This window comes from Neisseria sp. 27098_8_112, from assembly GCF_041433235.1.
Lineage (GTDB): Bacteria > Pseudomonadota > Gammaproteobacteria > Burkholderiales > Neisseriaceae > Neisseria.
On sequence record NZ_JAPWBB010000010.1, the window covers coordinates 76,976 to 93,872 of the forward strand.

Genomic DNA, 16,897 nt, shown 5'->3' on the forward strand with positions numbered 1-16,897 from the left:
TCAACGTCCGTATATTTTCCACAAACCTTCCTGCAAACCAAACGCAGGCTCGCCGTCTTGCGGCTGGGTGCGGACATAACTGCCGTCAGGCTGCATCAGCCAAGCCTGGGTATTGTCTTCCAAGGCCATTTCCAAACCTTCGCGGATCACGCGTTCTTTGAGTTCGGGCGTGGTAATCGGCGTGGCGACTTCAATGCGGCGAAAGAAGTTGCGACCCATCCAGTCGGCGCTGGAGATAAAGGTATCGTCTGCGCCGTTGTTATGGAAGCAATACACGCGCGAGTGTTCGAGTTGGCGGCCGATAATGGAGCGGACGCGGATGTTTTCGGACAAGCCTTTTACCCCCGGGCGCAAAGTACACATACCGCGCACAATCAGGTCGATTTGCACGCCTGCCGCGCTGGCCTGATACAGCGCATCAATTACGCTCGGCTCGATGAGGGAGTTCATCTTGGCGGTAATCCGTGCCGGTTTGCCTGCTTTGGCGTGTTCGGTTTCCTGCTTGATGCGGTCGATGACCATTTTGTGCAGGGTAAACGGGCTTTGATAGAGCTTGTTCAGACGGCCCGGCTTGCCCAATCCTGTGATTTCCATAAACAAAGTGTTCACATCGGCAGTGATTTGTTCGTCGGCGGTGATGATGCCGAAGTCGGTGTAGATGCGCGATGTGCCTTGGTGGTAGTTGCCGGTACCGAGGTGGGCATAACGCTTGAGTACGCCGTCTTCGCGACGGATAACCAAAGCCATTTTGGCATGAACTTTGTAGCCGAATACGCCGTACACGACGTGCGCGCCTGCCTCTTCCAGCTGCTTCGCCCAGTTGACGTTGTTGGCTTCGTCAAAACGCGCCATCAGTTCGACCACGACGGTAACCTGTTTGCCCGCCAGTGCGGCCTTCATCAATGCGCGCACAAGCTCGGAATTGCTGCCGGTGCGGTAGATGGTCATTTTAACGGCCAACACATCCGGATCGGCCGCTGCCTCGCGTATCATTTGGACAACCGGATCGAAAGATTGATACGGATGGTGCAGCAAGATCGGCGACTGTTTGACCAGTTTGAATACGGAGCCGTTTTTGCGTAAGGCTTTCAGACGGCCTGCATTACGCGGTGGGAACTTCAAATCCGGCCTATCCACCAAATCGGGGACGGCATTGAGGCGCACCAAATTGACCGGTCCTTTGACCTGATACAGCTCGGCAGAAGTCAGCTTGAACTGGGCAAGCAGGAAGTCGTGAATATGCGCCGGACAAGTATCCGCCACTTCCAAGCGCACGCCGTCGCCGTATTCGCGGTCGTGCAATTCGTTTTGAATCGCGGCACGCAGGTTTTTCAAATCTTCTTCATCAACCGTCAAATCGCTGTCGCGCGTGAGGCGGAACTGATGGCAGTCTTTAACCTTCATACCGGGAAAAAGTTTGCCGACATGGGCGTGCAAAATCGAAGACAAGAACACAAAGCCTGCATCACCGCCGCAAATTTCAGACGGCATGGGAACGACGCGCGGCAAAATGCGCGGCGCCTGCACAATCGCCATTCCGGACGGACGGCCGAACGCATCCGTACCTTCGAGTTCGACGGCAAAGTTGAGCGATTTGTTTAACGGGCGCGGGAACGGATGCGAAGGATCAAGGCCGATGGGCGTGAGAATGGGCAACAGCTCGTTGTCAAAATAATTTTCAATCCATTTTTTCTGCGCGGCCGTCCATTTGTGGCGGCGATAGAAATGAATACCGGCGCGGCTGAGTGCAGGCTGCAATACTTTGTTAAACAGATCGTACTGCTCGCGAATCAAGGCCTGTGCCTCTTTTGCCACCGCTTCGATGGTTTCGGCCGCAGTTTTGCCGTTGTCGAGCGGCTGATGCGGGCGCAATTTATTTTCGCGTTTCAACCACGCCATGCGCACTTCAAAAAATTCGTCCAAATTGGAAGACACGATGCACAGAAAACGCAAACGTTCCAACAAAGGAACTTTCGTATCCTGCGCCTGAGCCAGTACACGGCGGTTAAACGCCAACAGGCTGAGTTCTCGGCAGAGAATGCGGTTTTGCTCGGGCATGGTTCACTCCTGAAACATCGGTCATTAACACCATCAAGTATAACGTTTTGCCGACGTTCCGTCAGGTTTCAGACGGCCTTGACAGAAAACCTTATCCCTATTTGAGGCAAGACAAAGGGTTATCCGTTATTTTCTATACCGAAACAGCGGTTTTTGCTATAATGCGCCGTTTAATGCAACCGCAATACCACTGCTAAAGGATAAGAAAATGGGCTTTTTGCAAGGCAAAAAAATTCTGATTACCGGCATGATCTCCGAGCGTTCCATCGCTTACGGCATCGCCAAAGCCTGCCGCGAACAAGGCGCGGAATTGGCATTTACTTATGTTGTCGACAAACTGGAAGAGCGCGTCCGTAAAATGGCGGCCGAACTCGGCTCCGAACTCGTGTTCCGCTGCGACGTTGCCAGCGACGACGAAATCAACCAAGTTTTCGTTGACTTGGGCAAACACTGGGACGGCTTGGACGGCTTGGTTCACTCCATCGGCTTCGCCCCTAAAGAAGCTTTGAGCGGCGACTTCCTCGACAGCATCAGCCGCGAAGCATTCAACACCGCTCACGAAATCTCCGCATACAGCCTGCCTGCGCTGGCAAAAGCCGCCCGTCCGATGATGCAGGGCCGCAACGCCGCAATCGTTGCACTGAGCTACTTGGGCGCCGTTCGTGCCATTCCTAACTACAACGTTATGGGCATGGCCAAAGCCAGCCTCGAAGCCGGCATCCGCTTCACTGCCGCCTGCCTGGGCAAAGAAGGCATCCGCTGCAACGGCATCTCCGCAGGCCCGATCAAAACCCTGGCCGCTTCCGGCATCGCCGATCTCAGCAAACTCTTGGGCCACGTCGCTTCCCACAACCCATTGGGTCGCAACGTTACCACTGAAGAAGTCGGTAACACAGCCGCCTTCCTGCTGTCCGACCTCGCTTCCGGCATCACCGGCGAGATTACGTACGTTGACGGCGGTTACAGCATCAACGCACTGAACGACGAAGAGAACTAAACGGTTTACACGCAAAACGCACTTTCATGATGAAAGTGCGTTTTTTATGACTATTACATTATGGCTTGAATAACTGCATAACCAAAAAGGCCGTCTGAAAGTCAAATACGGATACGAAACATTACCTTTACAGGTTTTTAATGATTATGTTTTCAACATTATTATATTATCATTCCACCTTAATCTGAAATTCCGATAGAGCATTGATTCTAAAGATAACATTCATGTTATCTGATACTTAGCCGCTGATAAAAAGTGGTGTAAAAAAGTAACAGAAAAAATTCAGACGGCCTGTTTTTTCATACAGAAGGCATAGAAGCCGGGCATTTTTAGCATGAAATACAAAATTTAACATTAATGAATTTTTCTTAACCGATAAAGCGTTAATATGCCTGCCGTTTTATTGAACTACATCTGATTTTGACTCAAACACATACAGGAGATTAATTATGTCAATCGCTTCAGAATTTAAAGAATTTATTATGCGTGGCAACGTTGTCGACCTCGCAGTCGGTATGGTTGTCGGTACAGCATTCAGCGGCATCGTCAAATCATTGGTTGACGATGTAATCATGCCTCCTATCGGTCTGCTGATCGGCGGCGTTGATTTCTCCAACCTGTTCATCACCCTGAAAGACGGCGCACAAGCCGCTCCTGCAGAAGGTTACGCCAACTTGGCAGCCGCCCAAGCAGCCGGTGCCGTTACCCTGAATATCGGTCTGTTCATCAACACCGTAATCAGCTTCCTGATCATCGCCGCTGCCATCTTCTGCGTGGTTAAAGCCATTAACTCTGTGAAAAAAACCGAAGCTCCTGCTGAAGAAGCACCAGCAGAGCCTAGCGAAGAAGTTCTGTTGTTGCGCGAAATCCGTGACTCTCTGAACAAAAAATAATCACAATACCCAAACATACACACAAACCAAGGCCGTCTGAAACTATTTCAGACGGCCTTTTCTAACTCCATCGCTCTGACATAGTTGGCTGTTTAAGAAAAACTACAAGCAGCTATCCTTCATTTATTTATAGAAACCTTGCTTACGACCTCATTATTTTTACCCAATAGATAAAGGAAATTATCATTTACCTCTAATTTACCAAGATAAGCGCCATAATCCATTTCATGAGCAGGACAGGTTTGAATCAAATGACGAATACTCTTGTCTTTATTTTCAATATTCCAAAACAAGTCAACTTTATTGATCTGATGTTCCACTTGAATGGAAAAAGTGGTGGATTGAATCTTCTTCTTTTTCCATACCCAGCTATTTTCATAATGGTTCCTCTCTATTTTATTCACTACATCCCCAAGTAAGCAGAATGGAATAGAGAGCTCGTGAAACACACGGTTTACCCCTTCAACTAAGGCAACCAAGAGCATCTTTTTCTTATCAACAGGATTTAAAGCTTCATAGGTACAAAAATCAAATGGAACCTGAACAGTATAGACACCAAGTAAATTTATGATACAAGGATTGCAGACCTTATCCATGCATTCTATGATGATTTTCCAGCAATCCTTAGTTGGAACAGGCTTGAAGAGTCGCTCAAACATAGACGTCATACACTTCGATTCATATACAAACGCTTTTCTACGGCATTTCCAATTTTGATTGTAGTCCTCTATCCTGGCCTCCTCGTATCTTAACGAAGCTGAGTCCATCAACTCCTCGATCCTTTGGCGATTTTCCACATAAGGCCTATCTAATTCAAAATATCTTAACTTCATATTCATACTTCCATGATCTTATTTTTTATACAGGACCAACCCTATGTAAAGGCTAAGTCTTTCAAGGTAGCAATGATTCTGACCTTTAAATATCGAGAACTCCAACTTCTTGATGCTTCATACTTCTCACTCTCCTCAAAAGAAATTTCCTTTTCTTAACTATTCCCTATAGTCGTAGCACTTCTCCTGTAAAAAAGCCCGATGCATTCAACATCGGGCTTTGAACTGGAAAACCAATCTTAGTCTTTGCGTGTTTCCACCAAAATCATTTCGACTGCTACGTCTTCCACTTCTACTTTAGGCACATCCGAACGGCGTGTTTTAGCAACCGGTTCAGGTTGTGGCTGCGCGGCAAAAGCGGCAACGGCTTGCGGATCGGTTTCAACGAAGATCAAATCGCCCAAGCTCTCAGGCACAACAATTTCGACAGGCGCTGCTTCAGCGACGGTTTCAGTTGGTGTGGTAACAGTTTCAGTTGGTACTTCAACCGGTACAACAGTAGCCGTTTCATTCGGAGACAATACTGCAGAAATAGCTTCTTTGACGTTGCTGACCGCAGATGCAAGCAGGGCTTGTTCGGCATCAGCGCCTTCAGTTTGCGCTACGGCAGGCTCGTCTTCGCTTTCAATCGCAAATACGAATGGCTCTGCGCTGGTCACTTCAGGCTCGGATACTACAATCACCAGCGGCTCGGCTTGATCGCTTTCAGAAGACAATGTCGCATTTGCAGCTTCAACCGTTTCATTCAAACCCAAAACATGCGCTACGGCAAAGAGGACTTTGTCGGCGGTATCGGTAATGTTCAGGTATTGCTCGATTTTTGCTGAAGACGGGATATTGCGTTTTTTGCTGTTGGAACGGCGGTCGTTGCGATTGTTGCGCTGACGGTTGTTGCGTTCACGTCCTTGACGGCCGTTGTTTTTCACACCCTCTTCGCTGCGGGCATTGTCGTCCGTTTCAACTTGCGCCTGTTCGCCATCGGCTTGAACGTTCACGTCCTCAACACGGTTTTCCGCAGATTGATTACGGTTGCGCTCGTTGCGACTGTTGTTGCGGCGGCGTTTATTGCCGTTTTGTTCCGCTTGGTTTTCAGACGGCATCTCAGCCAGTGCAGCCACTTCTTGAACATTTACGTCTTCAACCACTTCCTCAACACGGTTGCGCTCGTTGTTGCGCTCGTTGTTGCGATCATCTCGGCGGTTGTTACGGTTGCGGTTGCGGCGGGTGTCTTTACGCTCGTCGTTGCGGCTTTCGTTTGATTTGTTTTCTTCAAACTTGCTGTCGACAGCTTCGGCATTCACTTCGCGCACTTCGACTTTGCTGCCGTCGTTTTTGTTGTTGCGGCGTGGATTTTGACGGCGGCTGTTTGAACGGCGGTTGCTGTTTTGGCTGCGGTTGGTTGTAGTGCGTTTTTCGGCAGGCTCTTGAGCAACTGCGGCAGGTGCAGGCTCGCCGCCGAAAATGCGTTTCAACCAAGCTTTGAAGCTGTCCCACCAAGAGGCTTTTTTCTCAGGGGCGACAGTCGGTGCAGGCTGGGTATGGCGCACGCCTTTGACAGCTGGCTCAGGACGGGAAGCTTTGGCTTTTTCGCTGCCGAAAGGTTTGGCGGATTCGTCTTCTTCCGGCTCGGCGACGCGTTTGTAGCTCGGTTCGCCGTCTTCTTCTACGTCATCAATGCGGATGCGGTTGATTTCGTAGTGCGGATTTTCCAAGTGGATATTTGGAATCAGAACGACGTTTACATCCAAGCGCTCTTCCATCGCAAACAGCTCGGCGCGTTTTTCGTTCAACAGGAAGGTGGCGACATCGACAGGCACTTGTGCATGTACTTCGCCGGTGTTGTCTTTCATTGCTTCTTCTTGAATGATGCGCAAAACGTGCAGGGCGGTGGATTCGATGCCGCGGATGACGCCGGTACCGGCGCAACGCGGACACGCAACATGGCTGCTTTCGCCCAAAGCCGGTTTCAAACGTTGGCGGCTCAATTCCAAAAGGCCGAAACGCGAAAGTTTGCCCATTTGCACGCGTGCGCGGTCTTTTTTGAGCGCGTCGCGCAGGACATTTTCAACATCGCGTTGGTGTTTCGGATTTTCCATGTCGATGAAGTCGATCACGACCAAACCGCCCAAGTCGCGCAGGCGCATTTGACGGGCGACCTCTTCGGCGGCTTCCATATTGGTTTTAAACGCGGTGTCTTCAATGTCAGAGCCGCGAGTGGCGCGGGCAGAGTTGACGTCGATGGAAACCAAAGCTTCGGTGTGGTCGATCACAATCGCGCCGCCGGAAGGCAGGCTGACGCTGCGTGAGAACGCGCTTTCGATTTGGTGTTCAATTTGGAAACGGGAGAACAGCGGCGTGTGGTCTTGATAGAGTTTCAGACGGCCTACATTGCTCGGCATGACGTAGCTCATGAACTCGGCAACTTGGTCGTAAACTTCTTGATTATCCACCAGAATCTCGCCGATGTCGGGACGGAAATAGTCGCGAATCGCACGAATCAGCAGCGAGCTTTCCATAAAGAGCAGGTAAGGGTCATGATGTGCTTTGCCGGCTTCTTCGATGGCTTGCCAGAGTTGTTTGAGGTAGTTCAAGTCCCATTCCAACTCTTCCGCGCTGCGGCCGATACCGGCTGTGCGGGCAATGATGCTCATGCCGTTCGGAATGTCGAGTTCGGCCATGGCGGCTTTCAACTCTTGACGCTCTTCGCCTTCGATACGGCGGGATACGCCGCCACCGCGCGGGTTGTTCGGCATCAATACCAAATAGCGGCCGGCCAGACTGATGAAGGTGGTCAATGCCGCACCTTTGTTGCCGCGCTCGTCTTTTTCGACTTGGACGATGACTTCCATGCCCTCTTTGAGTACGTCCTGAATACGCGCCCTGCCGCCTTCGTAGTCGCGGAAATATGAACGCGATACTTCCTTAAACGGCAAAAAGCCGTGGCGGTCGGTTCCGTAATCGACGAAACACGCTTCCAGCGACGGCTCGATGCGGGTAATGATACCTTTGTAAATATTGCCTTTACGCTGTTCTTTGCCCAGCGTTTCGATGTCCAAGTCCAAAAGGTTTTGGCCATCGACAATGGCAACGCGCAGCTCTTCGGCCTGCGTTGCGTTGAATAACATTCTTTTCATAGTCACCTCGTGAACAGCGGCCGTTTGATTTGTGAATATCTTTTTCAGACGGCCTGTCTGTCCGGTTGGCACTCTTCAAAGGCAAGATGGGAAAATCCCCGTGTAACCAGTATTTGATTTGAAATCCGCAAGGTTGCATGCTTGAGCTCAAGCCATGTGCGGACGGATTCGGATAAAGAAGGAAATAAAGAACAATGCGGCGGAAAGGTTGATGGTTCCGCTGCCGTCCGAATGCTGATGCTTCGGACAAAATAAGGCAGCCTACATCTTCTTATTATCGTAGCGCCGGTAATTTCGGACGGTGCTGCGCGGACTGCGTCTTACGCCCGGCCGGACGGCAGGTTCAATTCAAACTTAATTACGGGATTGCGTTTGCCGGCTTTGAACAAACACAAGGAAATGCTTTGCGGAGTGCGTTTTTAATATAAAATCTCGTTTTAACAATAAATCCGTTTCAGACAGCCTGCGATGGCAGGTTCGGGTCCCGAAACGGACGTTTGGGATTATAGAGAAAATGCACGCAATACGCAAAGATTCAGTCAGCCTGATTGCCGTTGCCGAACACGAGGAAGGCCAACGCCTTGATAACTATCTGATAAAAATCCTCAAAGGCGTCCCGAAAAGCCATATCCACCGCATTATCCGCGCCGGCGAAGTGCGGCTGAACAAAAAACGCTGCAAACCCGACAACCGCATTCAGGCAGGCGATACCGTCCGCATTCCGCCGATACGCATCGCTGAAAAACAAAGGCCGTCTGAAAGCCAGGCCGCGCCTGCGCGCGAATTTGACATCATTTACGAAGACGATGCGCTTTTGGTCATCAACAAACCGTCTGGCGTTGCCGTTCACGGCGGCAGCGGCGTGAGCTTCGGCGTCATCGAACAAATCCGCCGCGCCCGTCCCGAAGCGCGTTATCTCGAACTCGTCCACCGCCTCGACAAAGACACCAGCGGCCTTTTAATGATTGCCAAAAAACGCAGCGCCTTGGTGAAACTGCACGAAGCCATCCGCAACGACCATCCGAAAAAAATCTATCTCGCGCTGGGCGTAGGCAAACTGCCGAACGACCGCTTCCACGTCAAACTCCCCCTGTTCAAATACACCGGCGCACAAGGTGAAAAAATGGTGCGCGTCAGCGAAGACGGTCAATCCGCCCACACCATCTTCCGCGTGTTAAACCGTTTTTCAGACGGCCTTTTGCACCAAGTCGGCCTATCCGACCTGACCTTTGTCGAAGCCACCCTAAAAACCGGCCGCACCCACCAAATCCGCGTCCACCTGCAATCGCAAGACTGCCCCATTGCCGGCGACGAACGCTACGGCGACTATCAGGCCAACAAACGCCTGCAGAAACTCAGTTTGAAAAGAATGTTCCTGCACGCTTCCGAGCTGCACCTCGCCCATCCGCTGACCGGCGAAAAACTGATCCTGAAAGCCCCCTTGCCGCAAGAATTGGCGCAATTTGTTGTAATGTTGGAAAATCAGGAAAAGGCCGTCTGAAAGGAAACCCATGAAACCCAAACTCATCATTTTCGACTGGGACGGCACGCTTGCCGACACCACCAACCCCATCATCCACACCTTTCAGCAAAGCTTTGCCGATTGCGGTCTGCCCGTTCCCGAAGCCGACCAAATCCGTCCGCTCATCGGATACAGCCTCTCCGGCATCATTCGCCGCCTTGCCCAAAACGTCAGCGAACACGTTCAGGAAACCCTGATTGAGACCTATGCCGCGCACTACCTCAATCCCAACAATCACAACATGACCCTATTCCCCGAAGCCCTGCCCTGCCTGCAACGCTTGAAGCAACAAGGCTATTGGCTTGCCGTAGCGACCGGTAAAGGGCGAAGCGGCTTGGACAAAGCCATCGCACAAACCGACACCCAAAACTTTTGGCTGGAAACCGCCTGCGCCGGCGAATATTCGTCCAAACCCGCTCCCGATATGGTACTCGCCCTCTGCGACCGACTGGGTGTTGAGCCGGAAGAGGCCGTCGTCATCGGCGACACCACCCACGACCTAGAAATGGCCACCAACGCCAAAATCCGTGCCATCGCAGTTATCACCGGCGCACATACTGCCAAACAGCTTTCTTCCATGCCCCATATTGCCATGCTCAACAGCTTGGCTGAATTGCCTGATGTATTGGAAACCTTATAAAAGGCTATACAACATCTATATGAAAGGCCGTCTGAAACCTATTTTCAGACGGCCTTTCATTTGTTTTATCGATCCGAGCGCACCCTGACAAATGTTGCAAATTTCGGCGTTCCCTTTTGCGTAAAACCACGATAACGGTAAGTAATCAGCGCACCGATTTTCGGCGGATGGTCGCGGTCTTTATCCTTAAAACCGCTGCCGATACGAAACTCGCCATATTGGTTTTTGCATCCTACCGCACCCAAACGCCCGACATTGCGCCCTTTGCCCTCATAATGACGCGTCACCGTACATTCATCATCATATTCACTTTTCAGCTTCAACAGCTGCCCATTTCTACCGCCTGCATAACGGGCTTCAGGTTGACGCAGCATCACACCTTCCCCACCCAGCGCTTCGACTTGTTTCAAAAAATCCAAAGCATGCTGTTTGTCGCGCACCTTGACTTGCGGAATAACCGTAAACCGTGCCGACGGGTGTGATTTCAGCCATTTCGAAGCCGTTTCCAGCCGCTGATACAGATTACCCTGCGCCTGCGGCACGTCAAAAACATGTAAACGGATGCCGTCCCAATTTCCCGAGGCAGAACGCACCGTCGCGGAAATTTGCTCAAACCGCCCTCGTCCGCTGTACAACTCGCCATCCATCGGAAACGGTGGAAAACCTGCTGTAAAACCTTTGGGCGGTGTAAACGTATAACCCTGACGACTGACCAGCTGCCTGCCGTCCCAATACGCGCGTACGCCATCCAACTTTTCACTCATGGCCCAACCGGCAATATCTTGATTTTTATATTCCTGCGCCAACAACAAATCTGCACCAAACGCCACAGAGATGAAAGAAGCCGCAAAAATCGGTATCATGATCCGCATTACATTATTCATAAGACACTTTTCCAGACTTGCTTTTTATTATATATACATAATAGCAAAAGGCCGTCTGAAACGTAAATAACGTTAATAAGCCTTTCCTAGGAACACCCATGGCACTCCAATTTGAAATCAACGCCGTTACCCCCTTCCGTCAAAACTGCACGCTGATTTGGGATGATGAAACCAAAGAAGCCGTTTTGACCGATGTCGGCGGCGACGTACCCTATTTATTGCAACAAGTCCAAAACAAAGGCCTCAAGCTGACCGCCATTTGGCTGACCCACGGCCATCTTGACCACGCAGGCGGCGTGGTTGAACTTTTAAAAACCTGCGACGTACCCGTTCTCGGCCCGCACAAAGACGACGAATTCCTGCTCCAAGCCCTTCCGCAAACAACGGCGCAATACGGTTTCCCCGTTTCCCCATCATTCACGCCGACACACTGGTTGGAAGAAGGGGAAACGCTCAAGGTCGGCAACCACAGCTTCCAAGTCCTCCACATTCCCGGCCACACCCCCGGCCAAGTCGTTTTTTACAACGTCGAAAACGGACTTTTAGTTGCAGGCGATGTTTTATTTTATGAGACCATTGGTCGTACAGATTTTCCGCGTGGCAATCATGATGACCTCATAAACAATATCCGCGCTAAACTATTAACCCTGCCCGAAACCACGCAAGTTATCGCCGGACACGGCCGCATGACCAGTATCGGGCATGAGAAAAGGTACAATCCGTTTCTGGTTCGTTAATATGAATGTTGTATAAAGCCAACATTCTGGCATACACAGGTTATGCGTATAAAGGAAAACTGGCATACAATTTGCAGGGATAACACCCGAAAGATTAAGTACCTAATCTCCGGCAAATGCCAAAAAGAACTAAAGCGCAAAGATAACAAGGTATTACGCAATACAACCTGATTTATCGAAAACCGGAAATCTCTAAACCCCAAGCCTGACTCGCAGTGAAATTGTTACAAAGTGACAATAAATGTCAGTCAGGCCGTCTGAACGGTTCTGCCGACTCAGGCGGATACAACGGAGATGAGGCGTAATGCCCTGCCGGAATGTGCCGATGTTCTGTTTGTCAAACCGTCGGGTACATCTTTAAGAAGCACAACATTATTTGGGTAAACCGGCAAACTCGCTGCCGGCACTAACAGGCCGTCTGAAAAGTTCGGCTGGTAAAATCAATAAAAGGATTATCAAATGAAAAAAATCGCAAAAGTGGGCTTCGTCCTGCTGGCTACCGGCCTGCTGGCCGCCTGTGCTACTAAGAGCAAAATCACTCCTGAAGGCACTACAGACGAGCCACGCTTCCCTAAACCTTACTCCCTGACCTTCAACAAAGACCGCGGTACATTCCCAACTTTTGACGAGCTGGATCAAATGCGTCCTGGCCTGACCAAAGACGACATCTACAAAATCCTCGGCCGTCCTCACTACGACGAAGGCATGGTTGGCGTGCGTGAATGGGACTACCTGTTCCACTTCTACACCCCAGGCGTAGGTGTTGACCCTGAAAACACTTCCGGCGTTGAAGGCATCACTACTTGCCAATACAAAGTGATCTTCGACAAAGACAAATTTGCACGCAGCTTCTTCTGGAATCCAGTATTCCCTAAAGATGCCGTATGTCCTCCTCCAGCACCTACACCTAAACAAGAGCCTCAAGTGATCATCCGCGAGATCATTAAAGAAGCTCCTCAACGCATCCGTCAATAAGGACAAATTTGAAACGGATCCTATTAGGTATAGCCTTGGCAGCAGGCCTGAACTCTTTGGCCGCTGCCGATGCTGTCAGCGACTATATCCAACGCAAAAAAGTTGTGGTCAATACAGCTAAGGCTGAGCTTTGCTTTGCCGATGACGGTCAGTGCCATCCGGTACTGATTGGCAAGACCACGCCGAAAGGCAAATTCAATATGACGCCGATGATGACCAGCAAACCGGGTTACGGTGGCGAAGTTATCGGCTTTAAAGAAGAAAATGACTTTCTGTTTGCATTACACAGGGTATGGACGCTCAAGCCACAGGAAAGACGCATGGAACGCATCGCCTCCCCTCACGTGGCCGACCGCATCATAACCAATGGTTGTATCAACGTACAAAATAATGTGTACGAAAAACTGCGTCAGTATTTCATTCTGGAAATCATCTGATGTAAGTCAGTCAAACAAAGGCCGTCTGAAACTTTTCAGACGGCCTTTCTTCTCAAACGAAAATTCAACGGCAATTTGCTTGCTCCGTCAGTACCAAACGAAGAATATTTGACCGCTTCATCCTCAATTCATCCTCAAAACCATATCACTTTTTACCATATCCAAAGAACCAACGGTTATTTATGCCGTTTCTCGCCCAATGCTAGAATCGCGCGTTTATATATCGGCTCGCCGAGAAATCAAATAAATAATATAGTGGCAGGAATAGCTTTTATTCCCTGCCCCCTTACACACAAACATCATGACCGATTCTTCTGCCAAATTACCTAATTTGTGGCTGCTGATTGCCGCTGCCGCCTCCATCCTGCTGATTACCATCGGCATGAGGATGACTTTAGGGCTTTTTGTCCTGCCCGTCGTCAACTCGACCGAATTGAGCATGACCCAGTTCAGCCTGATTATTGCCGTTTTCCAATTGATGTGGGGCATATCGCAACCCTTGTCCGGCGCGTTGGCCGACCGTTTCGGCGCGTTTAGGGTTTTAGCCGGCGGTACGGTTCTGTTGATTGCCGCCTGTCTGATGGTGCCGCAAATGCCGACTTATTGGGGGCTGATGCTGGGTATCGGTTTATTGTTGGCATTCGGTACGGGTTCGGGCGGATTTTCCATCATTATGGGACAGGTCGCCGCCAAAACGCCGCCTCATCGGCGCGGCTTGGCTTCCGGCTTGGTCAATGCAGGCGGGTCCGCAGGGCAATTTTTGTTCGCGCCGCTGGTCCAAGGTTTGATTGCCCTCCCCCACGTCGGCTGGACGGGGACATTTTATGTTTGGGCAGTCATTGCCATCTTGATTTTGCCGATTTCTTGGTGGCTGGCCGGCGGCAAACATGCTTCTCATACCGTCCATACCGACAACGGCGGCCAAACCCTGAAGCAGGCCGTCTGCAAGGCTTTCGCCAACCGCAGCTATATCTTGCTGCATTTGGGTTTCTTTACCTGCGGTTTCCACATCGCCTTTTTGGTTACCCACCTGCCGACCGAAATTTCACTTTGCGGCCTCCCCGCTACGGTCGCTTCGACCTCCATTGCCATTATTGGTTTGGCAAACATCGCCGGCTGTATTTTTTCAGGCTGGTGTACCGGCAGATTTTTGGGCAAATACGTCCTCTTCGGTTTATATGCTTCGCGTGTCGCCATGATATTGATTTACCTGGCCGCACCTAAAACCGATTTAAACTTCTATCTTTTCGCCGCCGGACTCGGTTTCACTTGGTTGGCAACCGTCGCCCCCACCGCCGCCATTACCGGCAAACTTTTCGGTACGCGCTACTTGGCCACCCTCTTCGGGTTGACCATGTTGAGCCACCAAATCGGCGGCTTTTTGGGTTCGTACATCGGCGGCATCGTCATCACGCGCTTCAACGATTACGGCTGGATGTGGTACGCCGACGCAGTCTTGGCAGGCGCGGCCGCCCTGTTGAATTTACTGATTCATGAACGGAAAGCGGCTGCCGCCTGACGCGGAAACCTTGGCATTTTAAGGCCGTCTGAAACGTTTCAGACGGCCTTTGCCTTATTCCATTTTTTGTGTTTTATCCACAATCGATATTCCTATCCATTATTTAACACTCCCTTACAAACCCGTTAAAATACTGCCTTTATTATGCTGATTGTCTGACTCTGATGAACTGGTCTTATCTGATCGATGCCATCCCTAAATTTGTCGATGCGGCAAAGCTGACGCTGGAATTGTCGGTATATGGCGTCGTTTTGTCGTTGCTGTTCGGCCTGCCCGTTGCCGTGGTTACGACATACCGCATCCGCCCCTTCTACGCATTGGCACGCGCCTATATCGAGCTGTCGCGCAATACGCCCCTGCTGATCCAATTGTTTTTCCTGTATTACGGCCTGCCGAAAATGGGCATTAAATGGGACGGTTTCACCTGCGGCGTGATCGCACTGGTTTTCTTGGGCGCAAGCTATATGGCGGAAGCCATCCGCGCCGGTATTTTGGCCGTCCCCAAAGGGCAGATCGAAGCGGGCAAGGCCATCGGTTTGAGCCGCTTTCAAGTGTTCCGCTATGTCGAATTGCCTCAGGCATGGGCGGTCGCCGTTCCCGCCATCGGCGCAAACGTATTGTTTTTGATGAAAGAAACATCTATCGTCAGCGCGGTCGGCATTGCGGAATTGTTGTTCGTTACCAAAGACATCATCGGCATGGACTATAAAACCAACGAAGCCTTGTTCCTGCTGTTTGCCAGCTACCTGATCATCCTTCTGCCCGTTTCGCTTTTGGCGCGCTGGGCCGAAAACCGCGTACGGAGTGCAAAATATGGTGTTTGACTGGCTATTTGAAGGACAAAACGCGGCACGCTTGGGCGAAGGCCTGTTGCTGACGGCGCAGATTTCCCTGGCCTCCGTTGCCGCCTCCTGCGCATTGGGTACGCTGTTCGGCTTGGTTTTACGTTCGCGCAACCGGCTCATCCGCTTTATCGGACGGTTTTATCTCGAAACCATCCGAATCGTGCCGATTTTGGTGTGGCTGTTCGGCCTTTATTTCGGCCTATCCGTCTGGACAGGCATCCACATCGACGGATTTTGGGTCTGCGTCTGGGTATTTACCATGTGGGGCATCGCCGAAATGGGCGATTTGGTCCGCGGCGCATTGGAATCGATTGAAAAACACCAGGTCGAATCAGGCCTGGCACTCGGCTTGAGCCGCGGGCAGGTATTCCGCTACATCGAGCTGCCGCAAAGCATCCGCCGCGTATTGCCCGGCGCCGTCAATCTGTTTACGCGCATGATCAAAACCAGCTCGCTTGCCTCCCTTATCGGCGTCATCGAAGTCGTCAAAGTCGGCCAGCAAATCATCGAAAACTCGCTGCTGACGCAACCCAATGCTTCATTTTGGGTTTATGGCCTGATTTTTATGCTGTATTTCTTCTGTTGCTGGCCGCTGTCGCTGATGGCGGCAAAACTTGAACAAAAATGGGAACACTGACATGGCCTTACTGAGCATCCGCAACCTGCACAAACAATACGGCAACGTAACCGCCATTCAATCCTTAGACTTGGACTTGGAAAAAGGCGAAGTCATCGTACTGCTGGGCCCGTCCGGCTGCGGCAAATCCACCCTCCTGCGCTGCGTCAACGGTTTGGAACCGCACCAAGGCGGCAGCATCGTGATGGATGGAGTCGGCGAATTCGGCAAAGACGTTTCCTGGCAAACCGCCCGGCAAAAAGTCGGCATGGTCTTTCAAAGCTATGAACTGTTTGCCCACATGACCGTCATCGAAAACATCCTCTTAGGCCCGGTGAAAGTACAAAACCGCAACCGTGCCGAAGCAGAGGCACAAGCCGACAAACTGCTGGAACGCGTCGGCCTGCTCGACCGCAAAAACGCCTATCCGCGCGAACTCTCCGGCGGCCAGAAACAACGCATCGCCATTGTCCGCGCCCTGTGCCTGAATCCGGAAGTCATCCTGCTGGACGAAATCACCGCCGCACTCGACCCCGAAATGGTGCGCGAAGTCTTGAAAGTGGTTTTAGAACTCGCCCATGAAGGCATGAGCATGCTCATCGTAACCCATGAAATGGGGTTTGCCCGCAAAGTTGCCGACCGCATCGTCTTCATGGACAAAGGCGGCATCGTCGAATCGTCCGACCCCGAAACCTTCTTCTCCGCCCCCAAAAGCGAACGCGCCCGCCAATTCTTGGCAGGCATGGACTACTGATTTTATTTTCAGGCCGTCCAAACCCTTTTTCAGACGGCCTCCACTTTCAACCA

Annotated in this window: 15 protein-coding genes; 11 read left to right on the forward strand and 4 right to left on the reverse strand. The window is 51.0% G+C overall.

Annotated elements, in window-relative coordinates:
* A complete protein-coding gene (ppk1, locus tag O3682_RS07935) occupies positions 1 to 2,058 on the reverse strand; it encodes a polyphosphate kinase 1 (protein ID WP_254324348.1) in 2,058 nt (685 codons plus the stop codon).
* 208 nt (positions 2,059 to 2,266) lie between these two features.
* Here ppk1 and fabI point away from each other — a divergent pair, with 208 nt between their 5' ends.
* Positions 2,267 to 3,055, forward strand: coding sequence for an enoyl-ACP reductase FabI (gene fabI / locus O3682_RS07940; RefSeq protein ID WP_003748060.1), 789 nt, complete (start codon positions 2,267 to 2,269; stop codon positions 3,053 to 3,055).
* Between the two features lie 449 nt (positions 3,056 to 3,504).
* Positions 3,505 to 3,948, forward strand: a complete 444-nt coding sequence (gene mscL, locus O3682_RS07945; protein WP_371509460.1) for a large conductance mechanosensitive channel protein MscL — start codon at positions 3,505 to 3,507, stop codon at positions 3,946 to 3,948.
* A gap of 119 nt (positions 3,949 to 4,067) precedes the next feature.
* Here mscL and O3682_RS07950 read toward each other — a convergent pair whose 3' ends face one another.
* Entirely contained in the window at positions 4,068 to 4,787 is a 720-nt protein-coding gene (locus O3682_RS07950; RefSeq protein ID WP_371509462.1) for a hypothetical protein, read from the reverse strand.
* Between the two features lie 233 nt (positions 4,788 to 5,020).
* A complete protein-coding gene (locus tag O3682_RS07955) occupies positions 5,021 to 7,915 on the reverse strand; it encodes an Rne/Rng family ribonuclease (protein WP_371509464.1) in 2,895 nt (964 codons plus the stop codon).
* 514 nt (positions 7,916 to 8,429) lie between these two features.
* On the opposite strand from O3682_RS07955, the gene O3682_RS07960 reads away from it, so the two are divergent.
* Both O3682_RS07960 and O3682_RS07965 read left to right on the forward strand, forming a co-directional pair.
* Positions 8,430 to 9,416, forward strand: a complete 987-nt coding sequence (locus O3682_RS07960) for an RluA family pseudouridine synthase (protein ID WP_371509466.1) — start codon at positions 8,430 to 8,432, stop codon at positions 9,414 to 9,416.
* A 10-nt stretch (positions 9,417 to 9,426) separates the two neighbouring features.
* Entirely contained in the window at positions 9,427 to 10,077 is a 651-nt protein-coding gene (locus O3682_RS07965; RefSeq protein WP_371509468.1) for an HAD-IA family hydrolase, read from the forward strand.
* A gap of 65 nt (positions 10,078 to 10,142) precedes the next feature.
* Here O3682_RS07965 and O3682_RS07970 read toward each other — a convergent pair whose 3' ends face one another.
* Positions 10,143 to 10,949, reverse strand: coding sequence for a DNA ligase (locus tag O3682_RS07970; protein ID WP_371509469.1), 807 nt, complete (start codon positions 10,947 to 10,949; stop codon positions 10,143 to 10,145).
* A gap of 110 nt (positions 10,950 to 11,059) precedes the next feature.
* On the opposite strand from O3682_RS07970, the gene O3682_RS07975 reads away from it, so the two are divergent.
* From O3682_RS07975 to O3682_RS08005, 7 genes are all read left to right on the forward strand, one after another.
* On the forward strand, positions 11,060 to 11,698 hold the full coding sequence (locus O3682_RS07975; protein ID WP_371509471.1) for an MBL fold metallo-hydrolase: 639 nt from the start codon (positions 11,060 to 11,062) through the stop codon (positions 11,696 to 11,698).
* Positions 11,699 to 12,157: 459 nt separating this feature from the next.
* Positions 12,158 to 12,673, forward strand: coding sequence for an outer membrane protein assembly factor BamE (locus O3682_RS07980; protein WP_070587953.1), 516 nt, complete (start codon positions 12,158 to 12,160; stop codon positions 12,671 to 12,673).
* An 8-nt stretch (positions 12,674 to 12,681) separates the two neighbouring features.
* Entirely contained in the window at positions 12,682 to 13,110 is a 429-nt protein-coding gene (locus O3682_RS07985; RefSeq protein WP_049332858.1) for a hypothetical protein, read from the forward strand.
* Positions 13,111 to 13,411: 301 nt separating this feature from the next.
* Positions 13,412 to 14,629 (forward strand): MFS transporter, encoded by a 1,218-nt coding sequence (locus O3682_RS07990; protein ID WP_371509473.1) that lies wholly within the window; start codon positions 13,412 to 13,414, stop codon positions 14,627 to 14,629.
* Between the two features lie 164 nt (positions 14,630 to 14,793).
* A complete protein-coding gene (locus tag O3682_RS07995; RefSeq protein ID WP_371509474.1) occupies positions 14,794 to 15,453 on the forward strand; it encodes an amino acid ABC transporter permease in 660 nt (219 codons plus the stop codon).
* Positions 15,443 to 16,111 carry an amino acid ABC transporter permease gene (locus tag O3682_RS08000; RefSeq protein WP_371509476.1) on the forward strand — a complete coding sequence of 223 codons (669 nt, stop codon included), beginning with the start codon at positions 15,443 to 15,445 and terminating at the stop codon, positions 16,109 to 16,111. Before O3682_RS07995 ends, O3682_RS08000 begins: the two co-directional genes overlap by 11 nt.
* 1 nt (position 16,112) lies before the next feature.
* The gene (locus tag O3682_RS08005; RefSeq protein WP_371509478.1) at positions 16,113 to 16,844 is read left to right on the forward strand and encodes an amino acid ABC transporter ATP-binding protein; all 732 of its coding nucleotides are present in this window, start codon (positions 16,113 to 16,115) and stop codon (positions 16,842 to 16,844) included.
* Positions 16,845 to 16,897: the final 53 nt, after the last annotated feature.